Source organism: Shigella sp. SIG3 (assembly GCF_053555855.1).
In genome coordinates this window covers 1-13,107 of the sequence record NZ_JBQZXE010000042.1, presented here as the reverse complement: position 1 = coordinate 13,107, position 13,107 = coordinate 1, and the positions used below count along the sequence as shown (strand labels likewise).

The 13,107-nt window shown below is 51.3% G+C and carries 11 protein-coding genes and 1 pseudogene; 8 read left to right on the top strand and 4 right to left on the bottom strand.

The window, feature by feature from the left end; translation table 11 throughout:
• The first annotated feature begins 103 nt into the window (after positions 1–103).
• Positions 104–1,438: an ATP-dependent RNA helicase SrmB gene (gene srmB / locus ACUU1I_RS09910; protein WP_000219208.1), complete on the top strand. Its 1,335-nt coding sequence runs from the start codon at positions 104–106 to the stop codon at positions 1,436–1,438.
• Between the two features lie 43 nt (positions 1,439–1,481).
• Here srmB and ACUU1I_RS09905 read toward each other — a convergent pair.
• Positions 1,482–2,354, bottom strand: a pseudogene (locus ACUU1I_RS09905) (LysR family transcriptional regulator); the annotation flags it as partial.
• A gap of 102 nt (positions 2,355–2,456) precedes the next feature.
• Here ACUU1I_RS09905 and eamB point away from each other — a divergent pair.
• Positions 2,457–3,044 carry a cysteine/O-acetylserine transporter gene (eamB, locus tag ACUU1I_RS09900; protein WP_000187873.1) on the top strand — a complete coding sequence of 196 codons (588 nt, stop codon included), beginning with the start codon at positions 2,457–2,459 and terminating at the stop codon, positions 3,042–3,044.
• 55 nt (positions 3,045–3,099) lie between these two features.
• Here eamB and grcA read toward each other — a convergent pair whose 3' ends face one another.
• Positions 3,100–3,483, bottom strand: coding sequence for an autonomous glycyl radical cofactor GrcA (gene grcA / locus ACUU1I_RS09895; protein ID WP_000627807.1), 384 nt, complete (start codon positions 3,481–3,483; stop codon positions 3,100–3,102).
• A gap of 304 nt (positions 3,484–3,787) precedes the next feature.
• On the opposite strand from grcA, the gene ung reads away from it, so the two are divergent.
• Positions 3,788–4,477: a uracil-DNA glycosylase gene (ung, locus tag ACUU1I_RS09890; RefSeq protein ID WP_001262716.1), complete on the top strand. Its 690-nt coding sequence runs from the start codon at positions 3,788–3,790 to the stop codon at positions 4,475–4,477.
• 47 nt (positions 4,478–4,524) lie between these two features.
• On the opposite strand, the gene ACUU1I_RS09885 is transcribed toward ung, so the two are convergent.
• On the bottom strand, positions 4,525–5,562 hold the full coding sequence (locus ACUU1I_RS09885) for a tRNA/rRNA methyltransferase (RefSeq protein ID WP_000997396.1): 1,038 nt from the start codon (positions 5,560–5,562) through the stop codon (positions 4,525–4,527).
• 206 nt (positions 5,563–5,768) lie between these two features.
• Between ACUU1I_RS09885 and trxC the strand changes: the two genes are divergently transcribed.
• The 5 genes from trxC to ACUU1I_RS09860 all read left to right on the top strand — a co-directional run bounded on the left by trxC (position 5,769) and on the right by ACUU1I_RS09860 (position 11,485).
• Positions 5,769–6,188 (top strand): thioredoxin TrxC, encoded by a 420-nt coding sequence (trxC, locus tag ACUU1I_RS09880; RefSeq protein ID WP_001098726.1) that lies wholly within the window; start codon positions 5,769–5,771, stop codon positions 6,186–6,188.
• Between the two features lie 68 nt (positions 6,189–6,256).
• On the top strand, positions 6,257–6,955 hold the full coding sequence (tapT, locus tag ACUU1I_RS09875) for a tRNA-uridine aminocarboxypropyltransferase (RefSeq protein ID WP_001343689.1): 699 nt from the start codon (positions 6,257–6,259) through the stop codon (positions 6,953–6,955).
• A 31-nt stretch (positions 6,956–6,986) separates the two neighbouring features.
• Entirely contained in the window at positions 6,987–9,647 is a 2,661-nt protein-coding gene (patZ, locus tag ACUU1I_RS09870; RefSeq protein WP_000082954.1) for a peptidyl-lysine N-acetyltransferase PatZ, read from the top strand.
• Between the two features lie 113 nt (positions 9,648–9,760).
• Positions 9,761–11,116 carry a CDP-diacylglycerol--serine O-phosphatidyltransferase gene (gene pssA, locus ACUU1I_RS09865; RefSeq protein WP_005051257.1) on the top strand — a complete coding sequence of 452 codons (1,356 nt, stop codon included), beginning with the start codon at positions 9,761–9,763 and terminating at the stop codon, positions 11,114–11,116.
• 45 nt (positions 11,117–11,161) lie between these two features.
• Positions 11,162–11,485: a YfiM family lipoprotein gene (locus tag ACUU1I_RS09860; RefSeq protein ID WP_005105704.1), complete on the top strand. Its 324-nt coding sequence runs from the start codon at positions 11,162–11,164 to the stop codon at positions 11,483–11,485.
• Here the strand turns inward: ACUU1I_RS09860 and kgtP are convergent.
• A complete protein-coding gene (gene kgtP / locus ACUU1I_RS09855) occupies positions 11,482–12,780 on the bottom strand; it encodes an alpha-ketoglutarate permease (protein ID WP_000841103.1) in 1,299 nt (432 codons plus the stop codon). The two genes, ACUU1I_RS09860 and kgtP, sit on opposite strands and share 4 nt — an antisense overlap.
• Positions 12,781–13,107 lie beyond the last annotated feature (327 nt).

Sequence of the window (13,107 nt, the reverse complement as noted above, 5' to 3'; positions counted from 1 at the left end):
GATAGCACCGGGTGAGAACAATACCCGAGAAGCGATATCCATACAAACAGATGAAGATTGCAGCCGTAACGTCTATAATCAGCGCCCCACACAGAGGTAGAACATGACTGTAACGACTTTTTCCGAACTTGAACTCGACAAAAGCCTGCTGGAAGCCCTCCAGGATAAAGGTTTCACTCGCCCGACCGCCATTCAGGCTGCCGCCATTCCGCCTGCGCTCGATGGCCGTGATGTACTCGGTTCTGCGCCGACAGGCACCGGTAAAACGGCGGCGTATCTGCTGCCAGCGTTGCAGCACCTGCTCGATTTCCCACGTAAGAAATCCGGTCCGCCGCGTATTTTGATCCTCACCCCAACTCGCGAGCTGGCGATGCAGGTGGCCGATCATGCCCGCGAACTGGCGAAACATACGCATCTGGATATCGCCACCATCACCGGCGGCGTAGCCTATATGAACCACGCGGAAGTGTTCAGCGAAAATCAGGACATCGTGGTCGCCACGACCGGACGTCTGCTGCAATACATAAAAGAAGAGAACTTCGATTGCCGCGCGGTTGAAACGCTGATCCTCGACGAAGCAGACCGTATGCTGGATATGGGCTTCGCTCAGGATATCGAACATATTGCTGGCGAAACTCGCTGGCGTAAACAGACCCTGCTCTTTTCGGCAACGCTGGAAGGCGATGCGATTCAGGACTTTGCCGAGCGTCTGCTGGAAGATCCGGTGGAAGTTTCTGCCAATCCGTCCACCCGTGAGCGCAAAAAAATTCATCAGTGGTATTACCGCGCCGATGACCTGGAACATAAAACCGCATTGCTGGTGCACCTGTTAAAACAGCCTGAAGCGACTCGCTCAATCGTGTTTGTGCGTAAGCGTGAACGTGTGCATGAGCTGGCAAACTGGCTGCGCGAAGCGGGCATCAACAACTGCTATCTCGAAGGTGAGATGGTACAAGGCAAGCGTAACGAAGCAATTAAACGCCTGACCGAAGGCCGCGTAAACGTACTGGTTGCCACCGATGTTGCCGCGCGCGGTATCGACATTCCTGACGTCAGCCACGTCTTTAACTTCGATATGCCGCGCAGTGGCGATACTTATTTGCATCGTATCGGACGTACCGCGCGCGCCGGTCGTAAAGGCACCGCAATTTCGCTGGTGGAAGCCCATGACCATTTGCTGCTGGGCAAGGTTGGCCGTTACATTGAAGAGCCGATTAAAGCTCGCGTTATTGATGAGTTACGCCCGAAAACGCGTGCGCCAAGCGAGAAGCAGACCGGCAAGCCATCGAAGAAAGTACTGGCAAAACGCGCCGAGAAGAAAAAAGCTAAAGAGAAAGAGAAGCCGCGGGTGAAAAAACGCCATCGCGACACCAAAAATATTGGTAAGCGCCGTAAACCGAGCGGAACGGGCGTGCCACCGCAAACGACAGAAGAGTAATCTCAATGCCGGGTTTAAGCCCGGCATTGTTTTTTTACGCAACCACAAAACACTCTTCAACACACTGAATAAAAATGTGCATCGCCGGGCTAACCGCTTTTCCAGCATGATGTGCGCACATTGCCGTAATGGTCTGCGACTGTTCGCCAAAAGGCAATTCAATTAATTCTCCGCTCTCAAGCTCTTTTTCCACCGCAAAGTGGGGCAAGTAACTGACACCGATATTCGCCGCGACACAACGCTTGATGCTTTCGATACTTATAAGCTCAATGGTGTTTTCCACCGTGATCCGCCGCTGTCGCAGCGTGCTCTCAAATATCTGCCGGAAGACACATTGCGGTTCGTTGATAATAAAGCTACAGGCGTTATGTCTTCCCGGCTCAGTAAAATCGACATCTGCAATTTGTGGTGAAGCCACCAGCACCAGCGATTGTTCACCCAACTCTCGTCGGTTCAGGGCATCATCATTCCCTACGCGATAAAAGACGCCGACATCGGCCTCATCATTCAGTAGCGCATCACGGATCACGTAACAGTTCAGCGCCTGCAACGATAAACGCACTTTTGGTGCGCGTTGCCGAAAACGCTGCAACACCTGCGGCATTCGGTAAGAGAGCAACGTTTCGCCCGAAACAACGCGTAGTTCCCCGTCCGGATCTGACTCCTTTTTGGCAGCCTCACGAAGCGTATCCATCACTCGGGTAAGTTCATAAATGTGCGGCAGCAACTTTTTTCCTTCGCGGGTAAGGCACATCCGTCGGCCAATTTTCTCAAATAACTGGACTGAAAACTCCTGCTCAAGCTGCTGAATATGAAAAGTCACCGTCGATTGTGTACAGCACAATTTTTGCGAAGCTCGCAAAAAGGAACCCTCTTCCACCACGGTTTTAAGCGTAATAAAACGGCGCAGATCCATAACCCCAAACCTATCGAAAATATCGAATTTAGAATATAAAAACATTCATTTTTTTTAATGTTCCGTGTCGGGTACTGTCTACCAAAACAGAGGAGATAACAAGTGACACCGATCCTTTTAAGTGCTTTTTGGACTTACACCCTGATTACCGCTATGACGCCAGGACCGAACAATATTCTCGCCCTTAGCTCTGCTACGTCGCATGGATTTCGTCAAAGTACCCGCGTGCTGGCAGGGATGAGTCTGGGATTTTTGATTGTGATGTTACTGTGTGCGGGCATTTCATTTTCACTGGCAGTGATTGACCCGGCAGCGGTACACCTTTTGAGTTGGGCGGGGGCGGCATATATTGTCTGGCTGGCGTGGAAAATCGCCACCAGCCCAACAAAGGAAGACGGACTTCAGGCAAAACCAATCAGCTTTTGGGCCAGCTTTGCTTTGCAGTTTGTGAACGTCAAAATCATTTTGTACGGTGTTACGGCACTGTCGACGTTTGTTCTGCCGCAAACACAGGCGCTAAGCTGGGTAGTTGGCGTCAGCGTTTTGCTGGCGATGATTGGGACGTTTGGCAATGTGTGCTGGGCGCTGGCGGGGCATCTGTTTCAGCGATTGTTTCGCCAGTATGGTCGCCAGTTAAATATCGTGCTTGCCCTGTTGCTGGTCTATTGCGCGGTACGCATTTTCTATTAACGAAAAAAAGCGGAAGAGGTCGCCCTCTTCCGCTTAGTAACTTGCTACTTAAGCCTTACAGGCTTTCAGTAAAGGTACGAGCGATAACGTCGCGCTGCTGTTCCGGAGTCAGAGAGTTAAAGCGAACTGCATAACCGGATACACGGATGGTCAGCTGCGGATATTTTTCCGGATGCTTAACTGCATCTTCCAGAGTTTCACGACGCAGAACGTTAACGTTCAGGTGTTGACCACCTTCAACGCGAACTTCTGGTTTCACTTCTACTGGAACTTCACGGTATTCAATGTCACCCAGTTTGCTTACTGCAACCACTTCATCTTCTGCATAACCTGCTTTTGCAACGATGCAACGTGCTTCGCCTTTTTCGCTGTCCAGCAGCCAGAAAGAGTTCAGCAGATCGTCGTTAGCGGCTTTAGTAATCTGGATACCTGTAATCATGTGATGCCTCCCCGGCAAAATTATTTGATTTGTTCAGCCTGTCGCGGCCAATTGGTAAAACCATTGTTGCTTGAGTGTATATATACTCCTCAACCACCCTTGATTCTTTGATTTAAATCAACAAAAACCACACATCGATTGTGGTCGTAAATGGATTTTATTGTTTTACATCAACTTATGCGGGTGTGAAATTTTACCAATTTACATTTTTTTGCACTCGTTTAAGTCTAAAAAATGAGCATGATTTTGTTCTGTAGAAAGAAGCAGTTAAGCTAGGCGGATTGAAGATTCGCAGGAGAGCAAGATGGCTAACGAATTAACCTGGCATGACGTGCTGGCTGAAGAGAAGCAACAACCTTATTTTCTTAATACCCTTCAGACCGTCGCCAGCGAGCGGCAGTCCGGCGTCACTATCTATCCACCACAAAAAGATGTCTTTAACGCGTTCCGCTTTACCGAGTTGGGTGACGTTAAAGTGGTGATTCTCGGCCAGGATCCTTATCACGGACCGGGACAGGCGCATGGTCTGGCATTTTCCGTTCGTCCCGGCATTGCCATTCCTCCGTCATTATTGAATATGTATAAAGAGCTGGAAAATACTATTCCGGGCTTCACCCGCCCTAATCATGGCTATCTCGAAAGCTGGGCGCGTCAGGGCGTTCTGCTGCTCAATACTGTGTTGACGGTTCGCGCAGGTCAGGCGCATTCCCACGCCAGCCTCGGTTGGGAGACGTTTACTGATAAAGTCATCAGCCTGATTAACCAGCACCGCGAAGGCGTGGTGTTTTTGTTGTGGGGATCACATGCGCAAAAGAAAGGGGCGATTATAGATAAGCAACGCCATCATGTACTGAAAGCACCGCATCCGTCGCCGCTTTCGGCGCATCGTGGATTCTTTGGCTGCAACCATTTTGTGCTGGCAAATCAGTGGCTGGAACAACGTGGCGAGACGCCGATTGACTGGATGCCAGTATTACCGGCAGAGAGTGAGTAAATTTGCGGGGAAATGCCGGATGGCAGAGTTGCCACCCGGCTGATTTATCAGGCTTTATTCTGACGCCACCATTCACCAAGCAAAACGCCGGTTGCGACAGAGATATTCAGCCCGGCAACGTTGCCCGTACCGTCAATCTTCACGCGCAGATCGTTCGGATCGCGTGCGGCATCCGGTAACCCTTCATATTCCTGACCCAGCACCAGTACCATTTTCGCTGGCAGACTGGTTTTGAACAGCGGTTTACCCTGCTCGCTGGAAGTGGTCACTACGGTGTAACCTGCCTGACGGAAATCATCCAGCACGTTAACAATGTTGTCGCCAGTAATCGGCTGAACGTGCTCTGCGCCGCCTTCTGCGGTACGGATAGCCGCCCCCGACTCCAGCAGTGCCGCATCCTGCACCACGACACCTTTCACGCCAAAGTGCGCGCAGCTGCGCATCATGCCACCCAGGTTATGCGGGTTAGATTCGTTTTCCAGTGCCAGAACGCAATCCTGCGCGCCTGCCTGGATTACCCACTGCTGCACGGTTGTACCGTTACGCTTTTTGATCAGGAAGCAAACGCCGCCGTGATGTTCCGTGCCTGACGCTTTTGTCAATTCCGCTTCATCCACCACATGGTACGCTTTGCGGTTTGCTGCCATCCAGCGCAAGGCTTCTTTAAAACGCGGCGTTACACTCTGGATAAACCAGGCGCGAACAATCGCTTCCGGACGGCTCTGGAACAGTGCCTGACAGGCGTTTTCGCCGTAGACGCGGGTTTCTTCCGCACGCTGACGACGCAACACTTCCGGATCAATAAAACTTTTACCACTGATGCCACCGTGATCGGCCTTTTCCGGCGTCTCATCACCCGGCGCGCGGGAAACCGTGCGCCACGGCGAATCTTCCCACTTGCGGTCACGGGGCTGACTCTGTTTGTCATCGCGGGCGGGGCGACGGCCACCATCAGCACGAGATTTTCCTGGACGCCCGCCCCCTTTCCCGGTACGCGGGTTGTGGGTACGTTTATCAGAATCATCATCACTGCGGACATACATCACTTTGACCTTGCCGCTTTTACCTTTCATTTCATCGTTCATGCTTTTCTCCACCAGCGCTGCGCGAAGCGCGCAGATTACCCGAAGTCCGCGCGGTTCGCCATGATTTCGTACCAAAGCCTGCGACTATCATACCTATTGAATAAAACAGATTGTTGTCTGGAACAATGTCCCCGATAATATGTAACATATTAGAAACATACCGGCGTCGTTGCCGATAAGTCTCCTTACTCATCCCGAGGTTAGTTATGAATACCGTTTGTACCCATTGTCAGGCCATCAATCGCATTCCCGACGATCGGATCGAAGATGCGGCAAAATGCGGACGCTGCGGTCACGACTTGTTTGACGGAGAGGTGATTAATGCGACCGGTGAAACACTCGACAAATTGCTGAAGGATGATCTACCTGTGGTGATCGACTTCTGGGCACCGTGGTGCGGCCCCTGCCGTAATTTCGCACCAATTTTTGAAGATGTCGCGCAAGAGCGTAGCGGTAAAGTGCGCTTTGTGAAAGTGAATACCGAAGCTGAACGTGAATTGAGCAGTCGCTTTGGAATTCGTAGTATACCGACGATCATGATTTTCAAAAACGGTCAGGTTGTCGACATGCTTAATGGCGCAGTACCGAAAGCGCCGTTCGATAGCTGGCTGAACGAATCTCTTTAATCTTACCGGGGCGCATCTTGTGCCCCGTTTTCTCCTCTGCGACAATGGCGTTTTTTCGACGCTCTCTTATGACCGAAAACGCTGTTCTCCAGTTACGCGCCGAGCGTATTGCGCGCGCAACACGTCCTTTTCTTGCCCGCGGTAATCGCGTTCGTCGCTGCCAACGCTGTCTTTTGCCAGAGAAATTATGTCTCTGTTCGACAATTACCCCAGCACAAGCAAAAAGTCGCTTCTGTTTGCTGATGTTCGACACCGAGCCAATGAAGCCCAGTAATACCGGGCGTCTGATTGCTGATATTTTGCCTGATACCGTTGCGTTTCAATGGTCGCGTACCGAACCCTCGCAGGATTTGCTGGATCTGGTACAAAACCCGGATTATCAGCCAATGGTGGTCTTTCCCGCCTCGTATGCTGATGAGCAACGGGAAGTGATCTTCACACCACCTGCCGGTAAGCCACCGCTGTTTATCATGCTCGATGGTACCTGGCCGGAAGCTCGCAAGATGTTTCGTAAAAGTCCGTATCTGGATAATCTTCCCGTCATTTCCGTCGATCTTTCCCGGCTTTCTGCCTATCGCCTGCGTGAAGCCCAGGCTGCAGGCCAATATTGTACTGCCGAGGTAGCCATCGCACTGTTAGATATGGCCGGCGATACCGGGGCGGCAGCAGGGTTAGGCGAGCATTTTACCCGCTTTAAAACACGCTATCTGGCAGGAAAAACGCAACATCTGGGTAGCATCACAGCAGAACAGTTAGAAAGCGTTTAAAATCATTCGGTCACTTCTGCGGGAGACCGGTATGAGTCAGCGAGGACTGGAAGCACTACTGCGACCAAAATCGATAGCGGTAATTGGCGCGTCGATGAAACCCAATCGCGCAGGTTACCTGATGATGCGTAACCTGCTGGCGGGAGGCTTTAACGGACCGGTACTCCCGGTGACGCCAGCCTGGAAAGCGGTGTTGGGTGTGTTGGCCTGGCCGGATATTGCCAGCTTGCCCTTTACACCCGACCTTGCGGTTTTATGTACCAATGCCAGCCGTAATCTTGCTCTTCTGGAAGAGCTCGGCGAGAAAGGCTGTAAAACCTGCATTATTCTTTCCGCCCCGGCATCGCAACACGAAGATCTCCGCGCCTGCGCCCTGCGCCATAACATGCGCCTGCTTGGACCAAACAGTCTGGGTTTACTGGCTCCCTGGCAAGGTCTGAATGCCAGCTTTTCGCCTGTGCCGATTAAACGCGGCAAGCTGGCGTTTATTTCGCAATCGGCTGCCGTCTCCAACACCATCCTCGACTGGGCGCAACAGCGTGAGATGGGCTTTTCCTACTTTATTGCGCTCGGCGACAGCCTGGATATCGACGTTGATGAATTGCTCGACTATCTGGCGCGCGACAGTAAAACCAGCGCCATCCTGCTCTATCTCGAACAGTTAAGCGACGCGCGACGCTTTGTTTCGGCGGCCCGTAGTGCCTCGCGTAATAAACCGATTCTGGTGATTAAAAGCGGACGTAGCCCGGCGGCACAGCGACTGCTCAACACCACGGCAGGAATGGACCCGGCATGGGATGCGGCTATTCAGCGTGCCGGTTTGTTGCGGGTACAGGATACCCACGAACTGTTTTCGGCGGTGGAAACCCTTAGCCATATGCGCCCGCTGCGTGGCGACCGGTTGATGATTATCAGCAACGGTGCTGCGCCTGCCGCGCTGGCGCTGGATGCCTTATGGTCACGCAATGGCAAGCTGGCAACGCTAAGCGAAGAAACCTGCCAGAAATTGCACGATGCATTGCCAGAACATGTGGCAGTCTCTAACCCGCTCGATCTGCGCGATGACGCCAGCAGCGAGCATTATGTCAAAACGCTGGACATTCTGCTCCACAGCCAGGATTTTGATGCGCTGATGGTTATTCATTCGCCCAGCGCCGCTGCTCCCGCAACAGAAAGCGCGCAAGTATTAATTGAAGCGGTAAAGCATCATCCCCGCAGCAAATATGTCTCTTTGCTGACGAACTGGTGCGGCGAGCACTCCTCGCAAGAGGCACGACGTTTATTCAGCGAAGCCGGGCTGCCGACCTACCGTACCCCGGAAGGAACCATCACTGCTTTTATGCATATGGTGGAGTACCGGCGTAATCAGAAGCAACTACGCGAAACGCCGGCGTTGCCCAGCAATCTGACTTCCAATACCGCAGAAGCGCATCTTCTGTTGCAACAGGCGATTGCCGAAGGGGCTACGTCGCTCGATACCCATGAAGTTCAGCCCATCCTGCAAGCGTATGGCATGAACACGCTCCCAACCTGGATTGCCAGCGATAGCACCGAAGCGGTGCATATTGCCGAACAGATTGGTTATCCGGTGGCGCTGAAATTGCGTTCGCCGGATATTCCACATAAATCGGAAGTTCAGGGCGTCATGCTTTACCTGCGTACAGCCAATGAAGTCCAGCAAGCGGCGAACGCTATTTTCGATCGCGTAAAAATGGCCTGGCCACAGGCGCGGGTCCACGGCCTGTTGGTGCAAAGTATGGCTAACCGTGCTGGCGCTCAGGAGTTGCGGGTTGTGGTTGAGCACGATCCGGTTTTCGGGCCGTTGATCATGCTGGGTGAAGGCGGTGTGGAGTGGCGTCCTGAAGATCAAGCCGTCGTCGCACTGCCGCCGCTGAACATGAACCTGGCCCGCTATCTGGTTATTCAGGGGATCAAAAGTAAAAAGATTCGTGCGCGCAGTGCGCTACGCCCATTGGATGTTGCAGGCTTGAGCCAGCTTCTGGTGCAGGTTTCCAACTTGATTGTCGATTGCCCGGAAATTCAGCGTCTGGATATTCATCCTTTGCTGGCTTCTGGCAGTGAATTTACCGCGCTGGATGTCACGCTGGATATCTCGCCGTTTGAAGGCGATAACGAGAGTCGGCTGGCAGTGCGCCCTTATCCGCATCAGCTGGAAGAATGGGTAGAATTGAAAAACGGTGAACGCTGCTTGTTCCGCCCGATTTTGCCAGAAGATGAGCCACAACTTCAGCAATTCATTTCGCGAGTCACCAAAGAAGATCTTTATTACCGCTACTTTAGCGAGATCAACGAATTTACCCATGAAGATTTAGCCAACATGACACAGATCGACTACGATCGGGAAATGGCGTTTGTAGCGGTACGACGTATTGATCAAACGGAAGAGATCCTCGGCGTCACGCGTGCGATTTCCGATCCTGATAACATCGATGCCGAATTTGCTGTACTGGTTCGCTCGGATCTCAAAGGGTTAGGCTTAGGTCGACGCTTAATGGAAAAGTTGATTACCTATACGCGAAATCACGGACTACAACGTCTGAATGGTATTACGATGCCAAACAATCGTGGCATGGTGGCGCTAGCCCGCAAGCTCGGGTTTAACGTTGATATCCAGCTCGAAGAGGGGATCGTTGGGCTTACGCTAAATCTTGCCCGGCGCGAGGAATCATGAGTAAGGTACTGGAAATGTTGACCACTTAATCGGGACTGGTGTTATTATTGCCCGCTTATGTCGTCTGCATTGCACAGAGGACCCTTCAATGAACAGAGAAGAAATGCACTGTGATGTTGTCAAAATTTAAGCGTAATAAACATCAACAACACCTTGCCCAACTACCCAAGATTTCTCAATCAGTTGATGATGTCGATTTCTTTTACGCTCCCGCCGACTTCCGGGAGACGCTGCTGGAAAAAATAGCCAGCGCGAAGCAGCGCATTTGCATTGTCGCCCTGTATCTCGAACAGGATGACGGTGGCAAAGGCATTCTGAACGCGTTGTATGAGGCTAAAAGGCAGCGTCCGGAACTGGATGTGCGGGTGCTGGTCGACTGGCATCGTGCACAACGTGGACGCATTGGCGCTGCGGCATCTAACACTAACGCTGACTGGTACTGCCGCATGGCGCAGGAAAATCCGGGCGTAGATGTTCCGGTTTATGGCGTTCCAATCAATACCCGTGAAGCTCTTGGTGTTCTGCACTTTAAAGGCTTTATCATCGACGATAGCGTACTTTATAGCGGTGCCAGCCTGAACGATGTTTACCTGCATCAACACGATAAATATCGCTACGACCGTTATCATCTGATCCGTAACCGTAAGATGTCAGACATTATGTTTGAATGGGTTACACAGAATATTATGAATGGCCGCGGCGTTAATCGTCTGGATGATGTTAATCGGCCAAAAAGCCCGGAAATCAAGAACGATATTCGTCTGTTCCGCCAGGAGCTGCGTGATGCCGCTTATCATTTCCAGGGCGATGCCGACAACGATCAGCTTTCCGTAACGCCGCTAGTGGGGCTGGGGAAATCGAGTCTGTTGAACAAGACCATTTTCCATCTTATGCCTTGTGCCGAGCAGAAACTAACCATCTGTACGCCATACTTCAACCTGCCAGCAATCCTTGTGCGCAATATTATCCAGTTGCTGCGCGAAGGGAAAAAGGTCGAAATTATTGTTGGTGATAAAACCGCGAACGACTTCTACATTCCGGAAGATGAACCTTTCAAGATAATTGGCGCATTGCCTTATCTCTATGAGATCAATCTGCGTCGTTTCCTGAGCCGTTTGCAGTATTACGTCAATACTGACCAGCTAGTGGTTCGGTTATGGAAAGATGACGACAACACCTATCACCTGAAAGGGATGTGGGTTGATGATAAGTGGATGTTGATCACCGGTAATAACCTGAACCCGCGCGCCTGGCGTCTGGATCTGGAAAACGCCATTTTGATCCACGATCCACAACTGGAGCTTGCGCCGCAGCGAGAGAAAGAACTGGAGCTGATCCGCGAGCGTACCACCATCGTTAAGCACTATCGCGATCTGCAAAGTATTGCCGATTATCCGGTGAAGGTTCGTAAACTCATCCGCCGTTTGCGCCGTATCCGCATCGACCGATTAATTAGCCGCATCCTGTAATCACAACCCCGTCCTGTACGGGGTTTGTTTTTTGGAGGCCACGTTTTGCGTATTCTTTTTGTCTGTTCGCTATTGTTACTTTCTGGATGCAGCCATATGGCTAACGATAGCTGGAGCGGGCAGGATAAAGCTCAACACTTTATCGCCTCGGCGATACTTTCCGCCGCCGGAAATGAATATTCACAGCATCAGGGGATGAGCCGGGATCGCAGTGCCATGTTTGGATTGATGTTCTCTGTCAGTTTGGGGGCGTCAAAAGAGCTTTGGGATAGCCGCCCCGAAGGGAGCGGCTGGAGCTGGAAGGATTTGGCCTGGGATGTCGCCGGTGCAAGCACCGGCTATACCGTCTGGCAACTGACCCGTCACTAAAGACGCATCCCCTTCCCTTTGCGATGTAGCATCAAAGAAACCAGAAACGCCACCACGGCCATCAAGGTCACATACCAGAAGAAGGCTGTTTCCATTCCTATTGATTTCAGCGACAACGCTACGTACTCCGCCGAACCACCAAATATAGCATTAGCGACCGCATATGACAGACCAACGCCTAATGCGCGAACCTGTGCCGGGAACATCTCAGCCTTCAGTATTCCACTGATTGATGTATAAAAACTCACTATCAGCAGGGCACACATCACCAGACCAAAAGCGGCATAAGGCGAGGAAACGTTTTGCAATGCTGAGAGAATAGGAACGGTAAAAATGGCTGCCAGCGAACCGAAACATAACATTGAGGTACGGCGACCAATCTTATCCGACAGCGCGCCAATGAGTGGTTGAATAAGCATGAATACAAACAATGCGGCAGTCATAATGCCACTCGCCACGTTGGCATGCATTCCCGCAGTATTTACCAGATACTTCTGCATATAAGTGGTGAAGGTATAGAAACAAAGGGAGCCCGCAGCGGTAAAACCGAGAACCATGATGAATGCACGGCGATTGCGCCATAATCCTTTCAGAGATCCAGCTTCTTTTAAAGCGCGCGTTTCTTGTTGCGAAGTTTCATCTAATTGACGACGTAACCACAACGCCACAACAGCTAACACAGCTCCTAACGCGAAAGGAATACGCCATCCCCACTCTCTGAGTGCAGCGTCTTCCATGGTGTGTTGTAAAACCACGACAACCAGTAGGGCTAGCAGTTGTCCGCCGATCAACGTCACATACTGAAATGATGCGTAAAAACCTTTGCGCCCTTCAACGGCAACTTCACTCATATAGGTGGCGCTGGTGCCATATTCTCCGCCAACGGATAATCCCTGAAATAAACGAGCGAGAAGCAATAATGCCGGAGCCCACGTACCTATAGTTTCATAACCTGGGAGGCAGGCGATAACCAGCGATCCGAAACACATCATACACACCGATAACAGCATCGATTTTTTGCGACCATGTTTATCGGCTATGCGGCCAAATAGCCAACCGCCTATTGGGCGCATCAGGAATCCCGCAGCAAAAACACCTGCTGTTTGTAGTAGTTGAGTCGTCGTGTTCCCGGAAGGGAAGAAAATGTGGGCGAAGTAGAGTGAACAGAACGAGTAGACATAGAAATCGAACCACTCGACCAGATTACCTGAAGAGGCCCCCACAATCGCCCAAATGCGGCGACGAGTATCACTACTTGTCAGTTTGCTGTCTGCCGTTACAGTACTTTCAGCCATGCCATTATGTCTCCTGCCGTAATCCGATGCTTTTGTTGGTCGCTTTTGTTTATTTCTTTCGGTAAATAAAATGTTATACATTTGTTGCGTATCATTATGCAACCTAAACCATGAATTTAGTTAGCAGGAAAATGGTTATTGAGGAGCTTAAGGATAAATTTCTGGTAAGGAGGACACGTATGGAAGTAGGCAAGTTGGGGAAACCGCATCCGTTGCTGAATCTGTCATATGTGGGAGTATAAGACGCGCAGCGTCGCATCAGGCATTTTTTTCTGCGCCAATGCAAAAAGGCCATCCTGACGGATGGCCTTTCGCTTAGTTTGATGC

What these genes read in the sequence shown, in the direction of transcription:
- patZ (WP_000082954.1), top strand. Translation starts at nt 6,987, where the DNA reads ATGAGTCAGCGAGGACTGGAAGCACTACTGCGACCAAAATCGATAGCG.
- kgtP (WP_000841103.1), bottom strand. Translation starts at nt 12,780, where the DNA reads ATGGCTGAAAGTACTGTAACGGCAGACAGCAAACTGACAAGTAGTGAT.
- ung (WP_001262716.1), top strand. Translation starts at nt 3,788, where the DNA reads ATGGCTAACGAATTAACCTGGCATGACGTGCTGGCTGAAGAGAAGCAA.
- ACUU1I_RS09885 (WP_000997396.1), bottom strand. Translation starts at nt 5,562, where the DNA reads ATGAACGATGAAATGAAAGGTAAAAGCGGCAAGGTCAAAGTGATGTAT.
- tapT (WP_001343689.1), top strand. Translation starts at nt 6,257, where the DNA reads ATGACCGAAAACGCTGTTCTCCAGTTACGCGCCGAGCGTATTGCGCGC.
- grcA (WP_000627807.1), bottom strand. Translation starts at nt 3,483, where the DNA reads ATGATTACAGGTATCCAGATTACTAAAGCCGCTAACGACGATCTGCTG.
- trxC (WP_001098726.1), top strand. Translation starts at nt 5,769, where the DNA reads ATGAATACCGTTTGTACCCATTGTCAGGCCATCAATCGCATTCCCGAC.
- srmB (WP_000219208.1), top strand. Translation starts at nt 104, where the DNA reads ATGACTGTAACGACTTTTTCCGAACTTGAACTCGACAAAAGCCTGCTG.
- pssA (WP_005051257.1), top strand. Translation starts at nt 9,761, where the DNA reads ATGTTGTCAAAATTTAAGCGTAATAAACATCAACAACACCTTGCCCAA.